This window comes from Clostridium sp. MB05 (genome assembly GCF_046581255.1).
Lineage (GTDB): Bacteria > Bacillota > Clostridia > Clostridiales > Clostridiaceae > Clostridium.
Genome location: NZ_CP174370.1, coordinates 1756960 through 1771501 on the forward strand (window position 1 = coordinate 1756960; position 14542 = coordinate 1771501).

General features: G+C 29.7%; 12 protein-coding genes, 1 pseudogene and 1 other annotated feature. All 13 genes and pseudogenes read left to right on the forward strand.

All coding sequences use genetic code 11. The features are described 5' to 3' along the window. Positions 1-12: 12 nt before the first annotated feature. A pseudogene (locus ACH36K_RS08185) lies at positions 13-758 on the forward strand (ABC transporter ATP-binding protein); the annotation flags it as partial. A 530-nt stretch (positions 759-1288) separates the two neighbouring features. Next, a complete protein-coding gene (gene adhE, locus ACH36K_RS08190; protein ID WP_411170444.1) occupies positions 1289-3913 on the forward strand; it encodes a bifunctional acetaldehyde-CoA/alcohol dehydrogenase in 2625 nt (874 codons plus the stop codon). 147 nt (positions 3914-4060) lie between these two features. Beyond that, positions 4061-4543: a hypothetical protein gene (locus ACH36K_RS08195; protein WP_411170445.1), complete on the forward strand. Its 483-nt coding sequence runs from the start codon at positions 4061-4063 to the stop codon at positions 4541-4543. A 32-nt stretch (positions 4544-4575) separates the two neighbouring features. Continuing rightward, positions 4576-5817 (forward strand): replication-associated recombination protein A, encoded by a 1242-nt coding sequence (locus tag ACH36K_RS08200; protein WP_411170446.1) that lies wholly within the window; start codon positions 4576-4578, stop codon positions 5815-5817. 103 nt (positions 5818-5920) lie between these two features. Beyond that, positions 5921-6373 (forward strand): RrF2 family transcriptional regulator, encoded by a 453-nt coding sequence (locus ACH36K_RS08205; RefSeq protein WP_411170447.1) that lies wholly within the window; start codon positions 5921-5923, stop codon positions 6371-6373. 2 nt (positions 6374-6375) lie between these two features. Next, on the forward strand, positions 6376-7575 hold the full coding sequence (gene nifS / locus ACH36K_RS08210; RefSeq protein ID WP_411170448.1) for a cysteine desulfurase NifS: 1200 nt from the start codon (positions 6376-6378) through the stop codon (positions 7573-7575). Beyond that, positions 7559-7990 (forward strand): Fe-S cluster assembly scaffold protein NifU, encoded by a 432-nt coding sequence (nifU, locus tag ACH36K_RS08215; protein WP_411170449.1) that lies wholly within the window; start codon positions 7559-7561, stop codon positions 7988-7990. The genes nifS and nifU overlap by 17 nt, the downstream gene beginning before the upstream one ends. Positions 7991-7998: 8 nt before the next feature. Further along, complete coding sequence (gene mnmA, locus ACH36K_RS08220) at positions 7999-9081, forward strand: tRNA 2-thiouridine(34) synthase MnmA (protein ID WP_411170450.1); 1083 nt, start codon at positions 7999-8001, stop codon at positions 9079-9081. Positions 9082-9174: 93 nt separating this feature from the next. Then, complete coding sequence (locus ACH36K_RS08225; RefSeq protein WP_411170451.1) at positions 9175-9657, forward strand: PRC-barrel domain-containing protein; 483 nt, start codon at positions 9175-9177, stop codon at positions 9655-9657. Continuing rightward, positions 9651-10682 carry an AI-2E family transporter gene (locus tag ACH36K_RS08230; RefSeq protein WP_411170452.1) on the forward strand — a complete coding sequence of 344 codons (1032 nt, stop codon included), beginning with the start codon at positions 9651-9653 and terminating at the stop codon, positions 10680-10682. Before ACH36K_RS08225 ends, ACH36K_RS08230 begins: the two co-directional genes overlap by 7 nt. Positions 10683-10745: 63 nt before the next feature. After that, positions 10746-10918, forward strand: a binding site (T-box leader). Between the two features lie 60 nt (positions 10919-10978). Next, the gene (alaS, locus tag ACH36K_RS08235; RefSeq protein WP_411170453.1) at positions 10979-13618 is read left to right on the forward strand and encodes an alanine--tRNA ligase; all 2640 of its coding nucleotides are present in this window, start codon (positions 10979-10981) and stop codon (positions 13616-13618) included. Positions 13619-13757: 139 nt separating this feature from the next. Continuing rightward, entirely contained in the window at positions 13758-14015 is a 258-nt protein-coding gene (locus tag ACH36K_RS08240) for an IreB family regulatory phosphoprotein (RefSeq protein WP_008678270.1), read from the forward strand. Positions 14016-14062: 47 nt separating this feature from the next. Next, positions 14063-14479 (forward strand): Holliday junction resolvase RuvX, encoded by a 417-nt coding sequence (gene ruvX / locus ACH36K_RS08245; protein WP_411170454.1) that lies wholly within the window; start codon positions 14063-14065, stop codon positions 14477-14479. Positions 14480-14542 lie beyond the last annotated feature (63 nt).

Sequence of the window (14542 nt, forward strand, 5' to 3'; positions counted from 1 at the left end):
TTACAAAAAAATAATGAAAATAAAGTTTTTTCTAAATTCTCTTTAGAAGTAAAAAAAGGAGATTTCATAAGTATAATTGGATCTAATGGTGCTGGAAAATCAACGTTATTAAATATAGTATCTGGTAATATAGAGTGTGATAGTGGAATTATACTATTAGATGGAGAAGATGTTTCAAATAAGGATGAATATAAAAGGTCAAAAAATATAGGTAGAGTTTTTTAAAATCCATCTATTGGTATATCACCGAACATGACTATATTAGAAAACTTATCGTTAGCTGATAACAAAGGAAAAATTTATGGATTATCTTTCGCAATAAATAAAAAAAGAATTAACTATTATAAAAATATTCTTAAAGAATTAGATTTAGGATTAGAAGATAAATTATATACAAAAGTAAATTTATTATCTGGGGGACAAAGACAAGCTTTGACATTATTAATGGCTGTTATGACAAAGCCCAAATTATTATTATTGAATGAGCACACTGCAGCCTTAGATCCTAAAACTTCTTTAAAGATAATGGATATAACGGAAAAATGGTTAAAGAAACTGGAGTAACTACTATTATGGTAACTCATAATTTAAAACAAGCTATTAAAAGTGGAAATAGACTTATTATGATGCATAGTGGACAAATTATAATTGATGTAAAAGATAAGGAAAAAGAAGAGTTAACTCATTTCAAATTAATGAAATTATTTGAGGAAGCTAATGTAAATGAAGACTTAAGTGATAGAACTTTATTAGCATAGTATTATTGAATAAATAGAAGGTTTTATTTATATTTTTATAACAACCTTTATATGATATGAATATTTAATATGATTTTTAGGAAAAGTAATAGTAATTAAGTTCTAATTGTATATTAAAATCTAGATGAGAGTATTTAAAAAGATGAAAAGTAAGAAATTAAAATATTATTGTTATATATATAACAATAATATTACTTAAAATGCCATATACATTTAAGAGATTATTTACGATTAGATTATATCAATATTCAAAATAACACAAATAATCAGAAAATAACTTAATAATCAAAGTCGAATATTATATTATATGAACATAATAAGGGGAAAGTGGTTTAAATATGTGTAAAATAACTTTATAATAATGTATTAAAATAGGACTAAAAAATAATTTTTTAAAATATGATAAATTTTTAACAAAAAAGATTGACAAAAAATAGACAATATACTAAAATAAACTTGTACTTAGTCGATAGACAAAAAAGAAAATTTAGAAAATAAAATTATTATATAGATATGTAGGAGGAATTAAAATGGCTGTAACAAATGCACAAGAATTAACTCAAAGAATTAAAGAATTAAGAGAAGCGCAAAAGGTATTCGCCACTTACACACAAGAACAAGTAGATGAAATATTCAGACAAGCAGCTATGGCAGCAAGTGACAATAGAATTAAACTTGCTAAAATGGCAGTTGAAGAAAGCGGAATGGGAATTGTAGAAGATAAGGTAATTAAAAATCACTTTGCTGCAGAATATATATATAATCAATATAAAGATATGAAAACTTGCGGAGTTATAGAAGAAGATCATACTTTTGGTATAACTAAAATAGCAGAACCTATAGGAGTTGTAGCAGCTATAGTTCCAACTACAAATCCAACATCAACAGCAATATTTAAAACATTAATTGCATTAAAAACAAGAAATGCAATAATTATATCACCACATCCAAGAGCTAAAAAAGCTACAATTGAAGCAGCTAAAATAGTTTTAGATGCAGCTGTTAAAGCAGGTGCACCAGAAGGAATAATAGCTTGGATAGATGAACCATCAGTTGAATTATCACAAAATGTTATGAGAGAATCCGATATAATACTAGCTACAGGTGGTCCTGCAATGGTTAAATCAGCTTACTCATCAGGAAGACCAGCTTTAGGAGTTGGAGCAGGAAATACTCCAGCTATTATAGATGAAACAGCTCATATAAAAATGGCTGTAAACTCAATACTTCTTTCAAAAACTTTTGATAATGGAGTTATTTGTGCATCAGAACAAAGCATCTTAGTTATGAATGAAGTTTATGAAGAAGTTAAAAAGGAATTATCTGCAAGAGGAGCATACATATTAAAAGGTGAAGAAGTAGATAAGGTTAGAAAGATAATTTTAAATGAAAAAGGTGGCTTAAATGCTAATATGGTTGGCCAACCAGCATACAAGATAGCTGAAATGGCTGGGGTTAAAGTTCCAGTAGGAGCTAAAGTTTTAGTTGGAGAAGTTGAATCAGTAGAATTAGAAGAACCATTTTCACATGAAAAATTATCACCAGTACTTGCTATGTACAGAGTTAAAACTTTTGATGAAGCTCTAACAAAAGCTTGTAGATTAATAGAATTAGGTGGCATGGGTCATACGTCTGTATTCTATACAGATCAAATAAAATCAACAGAGAGAATTGCTAGATTCGGAGCAGCTATGAAGACTGCAAGAACATTAATAAATATGCCAGCATCACAAGGAGCTATTGGAGATATATACAACTTTAGACTAGCGCCTTCATTAACACTAGGATGTGGATCATGGGGAGGAAACTCAGTTTCAGAAAACGTTGGTCCTAAGCATTTAATTAACGTAAAGAGTGTTGCTGAGAGGAGAGAAAATATGCTTTGGTTTAGAGTTCCAGAAAAGACTTACTTCAAATATGGATGTTTACCAATCGCTTTACAAGAATTACATGATATGGGTAAAAAGAAAGTATTTATAGTAACAGATAAAATTTTGGCTGAACTTGGATATACAGCTAGAATAACAGATGTTTTAGAAAGATATGGAATAGACTTTAGAATATTCTCAGAAGTTGAGCCAGATCCAACTCTAGCAGCAGCTAAAAAAGGTGCAGAAGCAATGCTTGCATTCAATCCAGATGTTATAATTTCATTAGGTGGAGGATCACCAATGGATGCAGCTAAAATTATGTGGGTAATGTATGAACATCCAGAAGTTAGATTCGAAGATTTAGCTATGAGATTTATGGATATAAGAAAGAGAGTTTATAAATTCCCAACTATGGGTGAAAAAGCAATGATGGTTGCTATTCCAACTTCTGCTGGTACAGGATCAGAAGTTACACCATTTGCAGTTATAACTGATGAAAAAACAGGTGTTAAATATCCACTTGCAGATTACGAACTAACTCCAGATATGGCTATAGTTGACGCTGAACTTATGATGAGTATGCCAAGAGGATTAACAGCTGCTTCAGGTATTGATGTTTTAGTTCATGCAATTGAAGCTTATGTTTCAGTATTAGCATCAGAATATACTAATGGATTAGCTTTAGAAGCAATAAGATTAGTATTTAAGTATTTACCAGTAGCATACAATGAAGGAAGTACAAATGTAAAAGCAAGAGAAAAGATGGCTCACGCTGCATCAATAGCAGGTTTAGCATTTGCTAATGCTTTCCTTGGAATTTGTCACTCAATGGCTCATAAGCTAGGTTCATTCCATCACTTACCACACGGTATGGCTAATGCATTATTAATAAATGAATCAATTAGATTTAATGCAGCTGATGCACCAACTAAGCAAACAGCCTTTGCTCAATACAAATATCCAAATGCAGCTTGGAGATATGCTAGAATAGCAGATTACCTACAACTAGGTGGAAATACAGAAGCTGAAAAAGTTGAATTATTAACAAAGGCTATAGACGAATTAAAAGATAAAGTTGGAATGCCAAAATCAATAGCAGATGCAGGAGTATTAAAAGAAAGCTTCTATGCAACAATTGATGAAATGGTTGAGCAAGCATTTGATGATCAATGTACAGGGGCTAACCCAAGATATCCATTAATGAGCGAAATTAAACAAATGTATATAAATGCTTATGAAGGACCAAAAGTAAAAGAAGTTAAAAAAGAAACTAAGAAAAAATAATATATAAGAGAAAAAATAGAGGATTTTAAAAGTATCCTCTATTTTTTATTGTCTAATTATACATATATACGAAAAAAATATGATATTATTTATAAATACAACTTATTTAAGGGTTTATAAGATTAACATTAAACGTGGAGGAAGTTTATGAAAAAAAGAATTTTAGTAGTTACTTTTTTAATATTTATACAAATACTTATGTTTGGATGTTCTCAGGGTATAAGTAAAGGAAAAGAAAAAGACATAAAAGAAACAATAGATTTAGTTTTATCTTATAAAAATGGATATAATGATACTATGAAAAAGCATATAAGTGAAAAAAACTTTTATGTTTGCAATTATGTAGAATTTTATTCCTTATATATAGGCGAACTAAATCTTGAAAAATATGAAAGCTCAGTTAAAAGTATTAAAGAAGAAAATGGTAAATATAAGGTTTGTATGATTTTAAATATAAAAGCAAAGGCAGTAGAGATTCATGGTGATGAAAAAGCAAGTGATGAAGCAATAGGAGAAAATATTCCTGTTGAAGTTGTTGCAAGAGAAAAAGATGGACTATATTTTATAGAGGGGCTTACTGAGTATGAAAACCTTGAAAAAGCAGCAGAATTAAATGAAGGATTTAAATAAAGTTAAAGTATTTAAGAAAGTGTGGATATGATATGAAACCATTAGCAGAAATAATGAGACCTAAAAGATTAGAGGATTTTGTAGGTCAAAAAAATATATTGGCTAAAGGGAAACCTTTATATAATTTAATTATAAACAAGATGATTCCTAACTGTATATTATATGGGCCACCAGGAACGGGGAAAACAACTTTAGCTAATATAATGGCTAACTATGTGGATAAAAAATTCTATAAGTTAAATGCAACTACAGCTTCTGTTAAAGATATTCAAGAAATAACTGAAAGCTTAGATAGTTTACTTAATTATAATGGAGTAGTTATATATATAGATGAGCTTCAACATTTTAGTAAAAAGCAACAACAAGCTCTATTAGAATTTATTGAGAATGGTAGAGTTACATTAATAGCTAGCACTACAGAGAATCCATATTTTGCAATTCATAAGGCTATATTAAGTAGATGCAACATATTTAAATTTGAAGCTTTAAATATAGAAGAAATAACTGAGGGGCTAGAAAAGGCAATAAAGAAGTTAATTAATGAAGATATAGAGGTGGAATATTCATTAGAAGCATTAAAATATATCAGTGAAATTTCTCAAGGAGATTATAGAAAGGCTTACAATATATTAGAACTTGCTATAAATTCTCAACTTAAAAAAGTAAAAAATATTTCTGTAGAATATATAGAAAGCTTAAATCAATCTCATATGAGAGCAGATGCAAGTGGAGATGAGTATTATAATTTGTTAAGTGCTCTTCAGAAAAGTATAAGAGGTAGTGATGCAGATGCAGCTATACACTATTTAGCTAGGCTTATTAAATCAGGAAACTTAACGGCAATAATAAGAAGAATTTCTGTAATAGTAGCTGAGGATGTAGGGCTTGCTCATCCCAATGCATTGACTGTTGTTAATTCAGGTATAGAACTGGCTTTAAAGGTAGGGCTTCCAGAAGCTTCTTTAATATTATCAGAGCTTGTTATATACTTAGCAACATTACCAAAATCAAATAGTGCATATTTAGCTATTTCTAATGCAATAAAGGATTTAGAAAATAAAAATATAGGAGATGTACCAAATCACCTAAAGGATTCCCATTATAGTGGAGCAGAGAATCTAGGTGTTGGAGGTTATAAATATCCCCATGATTATGAAAATCATTATATAAAACAACAATATATGCCTGATAACTTAGATAATACAAAATACTATTTTCCTCAAAAAAATAAATATGAAGAAAGTATAAATAAGTACTGGACCAGCATAAAATAGGCTTTATGAGAAGAGTTGGAATTATTGACAATAGTAGAGTGGTTTGATAAGATATAAAAGTAAAGGCTACTAAAATGGTCAACATTAAAAAGGGGGAAGTATAATGAAGCTTTCTACTAAAGGTAGATACGGGGTCAAGGCTATGGTAGACCTTGCAATGCACTATGGAGATGCCCCCGTTTCAATAAAAACAATATCACAAAGACAAAGTATATCAGAATATTATTTGGAGCAATTATTTTCACCACTTAGAAGAGCTAAACTTATAAAGAGTATAAGGGGAGCTCAAGGTGGTTATGTATTAAATAGAGCCCCAAAGGATATAACAGTAGCAGATGTAATGGATGTTCTTGAAGGCCCTGTTGAGATTGCAGAATGTATTGAAGGAACAGAGTGTGATAATATTGATTTTTGTGCTACTAGATTGTTATGGGAAAAAATTAAAAATAGTATTGATGAAGTAATGAAAAATATAACACTTCAAGATATAGTTGATGACTATACGAGAATGAAGGATGAAAATCAATCCATTAAGATTGTAAAGAGGAGCGAATAAATATGAGAAATGTTTATATGGATTATGCAGCAACTACATATGTTAAACCAGAAGTTCTAGAAGAAATGATGCCGTATTTCACAGAGAAATATGGAAATCCATCATCTTTTTATGGTATTTCTAGAGAAACTAAAATGGCTATTGATAAAGCTAGAAGTAGAGTTGCAAAAGCTTTGACTTGTGATCCAAATGAAGTTTATTTTACAGGAGGTGGATCAGAAGCAGACAACTGGGCTATTAAGGGAATAGCATCAGCCCATAGAAAAAAAGGAAATCATATTATAACTACTAAAGTTGAGCATCATGCAGTACTTCACACTTGTGAGTATTTAGAAAAAAATGGATTTGAAGTAACATATTTAAATGTTGATGAAGAGGGATTTATAAATTTACAAGAATTAGAAAATGCTATAACTGATAAAACTATATTAGTTTCAATTATGTTTGCAAACAATGAAATTGGAACAATTCAACCTGTTAAAGAAATAGGTGAAATTTGTAGAGGAAGAAAAGTATTATTCCATACAGATGCAGTTCAAGCAATTGGAAATATTCCTGTAGATGTTAAAGAAATGAATATAGATTTATTATCATTAGCAGGACATAAGATTTATGGACCTAAGGGAACGGGTGCACTTTATATAAGAAAAGGTGTAAGAATAGATAATTTAATTCATGGCGGTGGCCAAGAAAGAGCTAGAAGGGCAGGTACTGAAAATACATCTTCAATAGTTGGTCTTGGAAAGGCTATAGAACTTGCAACAGAGAGTTTAGAAGAACATAATAGGAAATTAACTGCACTTAGAGATAAATTAATAGAGGGATTATTAAAGGTGCCTCATACAAGATTAAATGGACCTAAAGGTGATAAAAGATTGCCAGGTAATGCTAATATAACTTTTGAATTTATAGAAGGTGAATCAATACTTCTATCTTTAGACTTTGAAGGGGTATGTGCATCAAGTGGTAGTGCATGTACTTCAGGATCACTTGATCCATCTCACGTGTTATTAGCAATAGGTTTACCTCATGAGTTAGCTCATGGATCTTTAAGATTAACATTAGGTGATGCTTCAACAGAGGAAGATGTAGATTATGTATTAGAAGTTGTTCCACCTATTATAGAAAGACTTAGAAATATGTCTCCATTATGGGAAGACTTTTTAAAGAAGGGAGAAAAATATTATGATGTACAGCGATAAGGTAATGGATCATTTTAGAAATCCAAGAAATGTAGGGGAAATTGAAGATGCAAATGGAGTAGGGGAAGTTGGAAACGCTAAATGTGGAGATATAATGAAGGTTTATTTAAAAATTGAAGAAAATATAGTTAAAGATGTTAAGTTCAAAACATTTGGTTGTGGATCAGCTATTGCTTCATCATCAATGGCAACAGAATTAATTAAAGGAAAGACTGTAGAAGAAGCTTGGGAATTATCCAATAAAGCAGTTGCAGAAGCTTTAGATGGACTTCCACCTGTAAAAATGCATTGCTCAGTATTAGCAGAAGAAGCAATTCATAAGGCAATTAATGATTATAGAAAAAATTCAGGTTTAGAGCTTTGGGATTTTGAAGAGCATGATGATATACATGATCATGTTCACGGTCATGAATAGGTAACAGTATGAAAAAGAAAGTTGTTGTAGGTATGAGTGGTGGAGTAGATAGCTCTGTTGCTGCATACCTTTTAAAAGAACAAGGTTACGATGTAATAGGCGTGACAATGAAACATTTTGATGATGAATCTGAAGATTATATTGAAAGAGAAGGTGGATGTTGTTCACTTTCATCGGTAGAAGATGCTAGAAGAGTTGCTGACAAATTAGGAATCCCTTTTTATGTTCTAAATTTTAAGGATTCCTTTAAAGAAAAAGTTATAGATTATTTTGTTCAAGAATACATGGAAGGAAAGACACCAAATCCGTGCATAGCTTGTAATAAACATATAAAGTTTGATGAATTTTTAAGAAGATCTAAAGGTATTGGAGCTGATTATGTAGCTACAGGACATTATGCTAAAATAGAAAAAAATGAAGATGGTAGATATTTTTTAATAAAGGCTGATGATGATAAAAAGGATCAAACATATGCTTTATATAACTTTACTCAAGAACAATTAAGTCAAACATTAATGCCTTGTGGAGATTATACTAAAGATAAAATAAGGGAAATAGCTAAAGAAATTGGTCTTGCTGTTCACAATAAAAAAGATAGTGAAGAAATATGTTTTATACCTGATAATAATCATGGTAAGTATATTACACTAGTTAGACCTAATGAAATACAACAAGGAAATTTTGTTGATAAAAATGGTAATGTACTTGGTAAGCATAAGGGGATAGTTTATTATACAATAGGCCAAAGGAAAGGGTTAGGTTTATCTTTAGGTACTCCTGTTTTTGTTACAGATATAAATCCAAGAACTAATGAAGTTGTTATAGGGCCAGAAGAAGATGTGTTTAAGACAGACTTAGTTGCTAAGGATGTTAACTTTATTCCATTTGATACTTTAAATGAAGAAATAAAGGTTTCTTCTAAGGTAAGATATCAAGCAAAACCAGCAGAAGCTACAATTTCACCACTTCCTAATGGTAGAGTTAAAGTTTCTTTTAAAGATAAACAAAGAGCAATTACTAAAGGTCAATCAGTTGTATTTTATGATGGAAATATAGTTGTTGGTGGTGGAATAATAGAAAAAATTCTATAAATAAAATAAAAATTCTCATAGATGATCAATGAGAATTTTTTTTTGTTCTTTGGGGGATAATATAGTTATTGTTTTATAGAAAGGAGATTAACTATGTTAAAGACCAAGGATTTCTATTTGTTAAAGGTTTATAATATAAGGGGGAAGTACTTAGGGATAGTAGATGATATTTATATCGATTTTTACAATGGTGAAATAAAAGGTTTTTTTATATCTAACTACTTTTTATTTAGCAAAAAGAATTTTGTAAAGGTTGATGATATAATTTCTTTAGAAGAAGTTATGATTGTAAAAGAGTTAAGTGAAAAAGAGGGATTATCATTTAAATCAATAAAAGATATTGATATAAAAGATAAAAATAATGTTATGAGAGGGATTTTAGAGGATTTAATTATAGAAAAAAATGATTTTTCTATAAAAGGATTAATAATGAGTTCTGGAATATTTGATAGGATAATAAAGGGTAAGGAAATATTGCTTTTAAAAAATTGTGTATTAGGGGAAGATTTTATTTTATATTATGGTAGTGATGAGGTTAGGCTTCAAAGCTTGCCTCGTAAGAGAAAAACATGCTGAGCTATAAAAAATATAAAAAAGTGATAAATCCAATTTTAATAATCTTATCTTTTATAATAATCCTAATTTTATATATAAAAATAAATACAATAAATAGTATAGTAAATATTGTTTTTATTAGCTTTATTTTAGCTTATGCTCTAAAACCTATGAGAGATAGTATAAGTGAGAAATTTAATATAAGCAAAAAAATATCATCAATTTCAATTATATTAATAATATTATTAAGCTTATGTTTAATTTCATATATAGTAATACCTTCATTAATAAGAGAAAGTTATAATATTGGATACATATTAGATAATATTGATGAATATATTGAAAATTTAGCTTATAAGATGCATTTAAATGATATATCATTTTTTCAAACACTATATTTTAAAATAAGTGAGGAAGTAAATATATTTTTTAGCAATCTCGCTGGCAATTTCCTTGAGAAGTTATTTATGTGTTTTGAAAGTTTAATTTCTCTCGCCATTATACCTATAGTTACATATTATTTTTTAGTAGATGGAGATTTAATTTATAATAAACTTTTATTAATATTACCTACAGAAAAAAGAATAATAACTAAAAAGCTTATTAGTCATATAGATAAAGTTCTAGCGAGATACATAATAAGTCAGTTGTTGTTATCGGGAATAATTGGAGTTTTAACATTTGCAGTTCTCATGATTATAGGAGTGAAATTTGCCTTAATACTTGGAATCTTTAATGGTGTACTAAATATAATACCTTATTTTGGCCCAATAATTGGTGGAGTTCCAGCTATATTTGTAGCTTTAATGGAATCACCTAATAAGGCTCTGTGGACACTTATTGCTGTGTTTATAATTCAACAAATAGAAGGAAATATATTGTCTCCTAAAATAACTGGAGATAGTACTAATATGCATCCTATAATTATAATAATACTTCTTTTAGTAGGGGAGAAGTTAGGTGGTTTTGTAGGTATGATAGTTGCAGTTCCAATAGGAGTTATAATAAAGGTTATATATGATGATATTAATAATTATTTGTTTTAAATAAAATAATTGACATATTTTAATAAATAAACTATAATTTCATTGAAATATAAGAAAATTTAATATTTAGCGTTGAAAAGAATGAGTAAATATAGTTTATGTATGCAGAGAGGAAGTGGATGCTGAAAACTTCTTACATTATATATTGAAGCTATCTTGGAGCTATATTATCTAAGTGATGTATTTTTAATACATAATTAGGGTGGTACCGCGGAATTTATGTTTTCGTCCCTTTTTTATAGGGATGGAAACTTTTTTTATTTTATAAAGATAAAGCGAAATTGGAGGTAATAGTTATGAAATTCATGGGAGCGAATGAATTAAGAGAAGCTTATTTAAGCTTTTTTGAATCAAAGGATCACTTAAGATTAGAGAGTTTCCCTCTAGTCCCTAAAAATGATAAATCATTATTATTGATAAATGCAGGTATGGCACCGCTTAAGCCATATTTTACTGGATTACAAGAACCACCAAGGAAAAGAATAACAACTTGTCAAAAGTGTATAAGAACAGGTGATATAGAAAACGTAGGTAAAACATCAAGACATGGAACATTTTTCGAAATGCTTGGGAATTTTTCTTTTGGAGATTATTTTAAAGAAGAAATTATTCCTTGGGCTTGGGAGTTTATAACTGAAACTCTTCAAATTCCAAAAGATAAATTATATGTAACTATATATTTAGAAGATGATGAAGCTTTTGATATATGGTGCAAGAAAACAGATGTAGATCCAAAGAGAATATTTAGACTTGGAAAAGATGATAACTTCTGGGAAATAGGAGTAGGACCATGTGGACCTTGTACAGAAATTCACTATGATAGAGGTGAAGGAGTAATTACAAATGTAGATGAATTTGTAATGGCTAGTGACGAAGATAGAGTAGTTGAGTTTTGGAATCTTGTATTTACTCAATTCGATAGGGATGAAGAAGGAAGTTATAATAGATTAGCAAATCCTAATATAGATACAGGAATGGGACTTGAAAGAATAGCAACAATAATGCAAGGTGTAGATAATATATTTGAAATAGATACAGTTAAAAATATACTACAAAAAGTATCAGAACTTTCAGGTGTGAAATATGGAGAAGATAAGCTTAAGAATATTTCTTTAAGAATAATTACAGACCATGTTAAATCAGTAACTATGCTTATTTCTGATGGGGTTCAACCAAGTAATGAAGGTAGAGGATATGTATTAAGAAGACTTTTAAGAAGAGCTGCAAGACATGGAAGACTGCTTGGAATAAAGGATTTATTCTTAACTGAAATAGTTGAATCAGTAGTTGAAAATTATAGCCGTGCTTATCCAATTCTTTTAGAAAACAAAGAATATATAGAGAGAATAGTTTCTTTAGAAGAGGAAAGATTTAATGAAACTATAGATTCTGGAATGAATATTTTAAATAATTATATAGAAGAAATGGAGTCTTCTAACGAAAAAATATTAAAAGGCGAAAAGGCATTTAAGTTATATGATACTTATGGATTCCCTATAGAATTAACAGAAGAAATATTAGAAGAAAAGGGAATGAATGTTGACCACGAAGCATTTAGAAAAGAGATGGATGAGCAAAGACAAAGGGCTAGAAGTGCAAGGGGAGAGTCATCATATATGGGAAGTGATGAGAATCCAATAAATAAAATTGATGCTTCTATAAATACAGAGTTTATAGGCTATAGTAATATTGATGAAAAATCAAGCATATTAGTTTTAGCTGATGATAATAATTTTGTAGAAGAATTATCTAATGGAGAAAAAGGGTATATAGTTACTGAAAAAACTCCTTTCTATGCTGAAATGGGTGGTCAAGTAGGAGACAAAGGAACTATAAAGACAGCTTCTGGAGAAGCATATGTTTATGATACAAAGAAAAATGTTGGTGGAAAAACTATTCATTACGTTAAGGTTGTAGATGGTACAATAAAAATTAATGAAGAAGCAAATCTTAAAATAGATATCTTAAGAAGAAATAATATAGCAAAGAACCATACCGCTACACATATGTTGCATGAAGCTTTAAAACAAGTTGTAGGAAAGCATGTTAATCAAGCTGGTTCTTATGTGGATGATGAAAGATTAAGGTTTGACTTTGCACATTTCCAAGGGTTAACAGAAGAAGAAATAGAAAAAGTTGAAGAATTAGTTAATAAAAAGATAATGGAAGTATTTGCAGTAGATACAAATCTTATGACTTTAGATGAAGCAAGAGAATCAGGTGCAATGGCTTTATTTGATGATAAATATGGTGATAAAGTTAGAGTTGTAAGTGTTGGAGAATTCTCAAAAGAGCTTTGTGGAGGTACTCACGTTCATAACTCAGGAGAAATTGGATTATTTAAAATAATAGCTGAAATTGGTGTTGCAGCAGGAATAAGAAGAATAGAAGCTGTAACTGGATTAAATGCTATAAAGCATATGGAAGAAAAGCAAAGACTTTTAAAAGAAGCATGTAGTGCATTGAAATGCAATGAAAAAGATGTACTCAAAAAGATAGCTTCACAAGGTGCAGAAATTAAAGAAAAGGAAAAAGAAATTTTAGAACTTAAGAGTAAATTAACATCAGGAATTGAGGATGATATTTTAGCTTCAGTTAAAGATGTAAAGGGAGTTAAGGTTGTAGCTTATGGACTAGAAGGAATAGATGGAAATGCCTTAAGAGATCTAGGGGATAAAATGAGAAGCAAGCTTTCAAGTGGAGTGGTTGTTTTATTAAGTAATGTAAGTGGAAAGGTTAATGTAATATCTATGGCTACAAAGGATGTATTAGAAAAAGGAATCCATTGTGGAAAGATAATTAAAGAAGTTGCAGCAGTTGTTGGCGGAGGCGGTGGAGGAAGACCAGATATGGCTCAAGCTGGTGGTAAGAATCCTGAAAATATTAAATCTGCAATAGAAAAAACATATTCAGTAATAGAATCTTTAGTAAAATAGTGTACTTTTATAATTATATGGAGTATAATTAAATTAAGTAAAATCAGTGAATAGAATTTTAAAAATGTGAAATACTATTACTAGGGATACTATTAACTAAATATAAGTAAGGGGGTGAGCTGCAATTAGCAGCAGTTATATGAATAATAACTTAGATCAAACAATGCAATTTAACTTAAACATCAACAAAGAAGATTTAACAAAATCAATACTAACAGATGTTTACAATGCGTTACAGGAGAAAGGTTATAATCCGATAAACCAGTTGGTTGGATATCTTATTTCAGGGGACCCTTCTTACATTACAAGCTACAACGGAGCAAGAGCTTTACTAAGAAAACTTGAAAGAGATGAAATTCTTGAGGAAGTTATAAAATCTTATTTAGAAATAAAATAAAGAGTGCCCGTTTAATCGGGCACTCTTTAGTGTTTAAGGAGATAAATATGAGGATACTTGGTTTAGATGTTGGATCTAAAACTATAGGTGTTGCTATAAGTGATCCATTAGGATGGACTGCCCAAGGGATCACTACAATAAGAAGAACTAAAAAAGAGCAAGACATAGAAGAAATTAAAAAGTTATGTAAAGAATATTCAGTAGAAACTATAGTTATAGGTTTGCCTAAAAATATGAATGGCACCATAGGAGAATCTGGAGAAAGAGTATTAGAGCTTTCAGAAGTTATAAAAGAATCTACTGGAATAAAAGTTGAGATGTGGGATGAAAGATTAACTACAGTAGCTGCACATAAAGCTATGCTAGAGGCTGATTTATCAAGAGGGAAAAGGAAGAAAATAGTTGATAAAATAGCGGCTACGTACATATTGCAAGGGTACTTAGATAGACTTAGTATGAAATAATATTTGATTCCCAATTGAAAATTATTATTGACAACCTATAATCTAAAAATTACAATTATAAAA

Bases quoted from the DNA above. Each gene is read 5' to 3' on its own strand.
- alaS (WP_411170453.1), top strand. From the start codon at position 10,979: ATGAAATTCATGGGAGCGAATGAATTAAGAGAAGCTTATTTAAGCTTT.
- mnmA (WP_411170450.1), top strand. From the start codon at position 7,999: ATGAAAAAGAAAGTTGTTGTAGGTATGAGTGGTGGAGTAGATAGCTCT.
- ACH36K_RS08205 (WP_411170447.1), top strand. From the start codon at position 5,921: ATGAAGCTTTCTACTAAAGGTAGATACGGGGTCAAGGCTATGGTAGAC.
- ACH36K_RS08225 (WP_411170451.1), top strand. From the start codon at position 9,175: ATGTTAAAGACCAAGGATTTCTATTTGTTAAAGGTTTATAATATAAGG.
- ACH36K_RS08195 (WP_411170445.1), top strand. From the start codon at position 4,061: ATGAAAAAAAGAATTTTAGTAGTTACTTTTTTAATATTTATACAAATA.
- nifU (WP_411170449.1), top strand. From the start codon at position 7,559: ATGATGTACAGCGATAAGGTAATGGATCATTTTAGAAATCCAAGAAAT.
- ACH36K_RS08240 (WP_008678270.1), top strand. From the start codon at position 13,758: ATGAATAATAACTTAGATCAAACAATGCAATTTAACTTAAACATCAAC.
- adhE (WP_411170444.1), top strand. From the start codon at position 1,289: ATGGCTGTAACAAATGCACAAGAATTAACTCAAAGAATTAAAGAATTA.
- ACH36K_RS08230 (WP_411170452.1), top strand. From the start codon at position 9,651: ATGCTGAGCTATAAAAAATATAAAAAAGTGATAAATCCAATTTTAATA.
- ACH36K_RS08200 (WP_411170446.1), top strand. From the start codon at position 4,576: ATGAAACCATTAGCAGAAATAATGAGACCTAAAAGATTAGAGGATTTT.
- nifS (WP_411170448.1), top strand. From the start codon at position 6,376: ATGAGAAATGTTTATATGGATTATGCAGCAACTACATATGTTAAACCA.
- ruvX (WP_411170454.1), top strand. From the start codon at position 14,063: ATGAGGATACTTGGTTTAGATGTTGGATCTAAAACTATAGGTGTTGCT.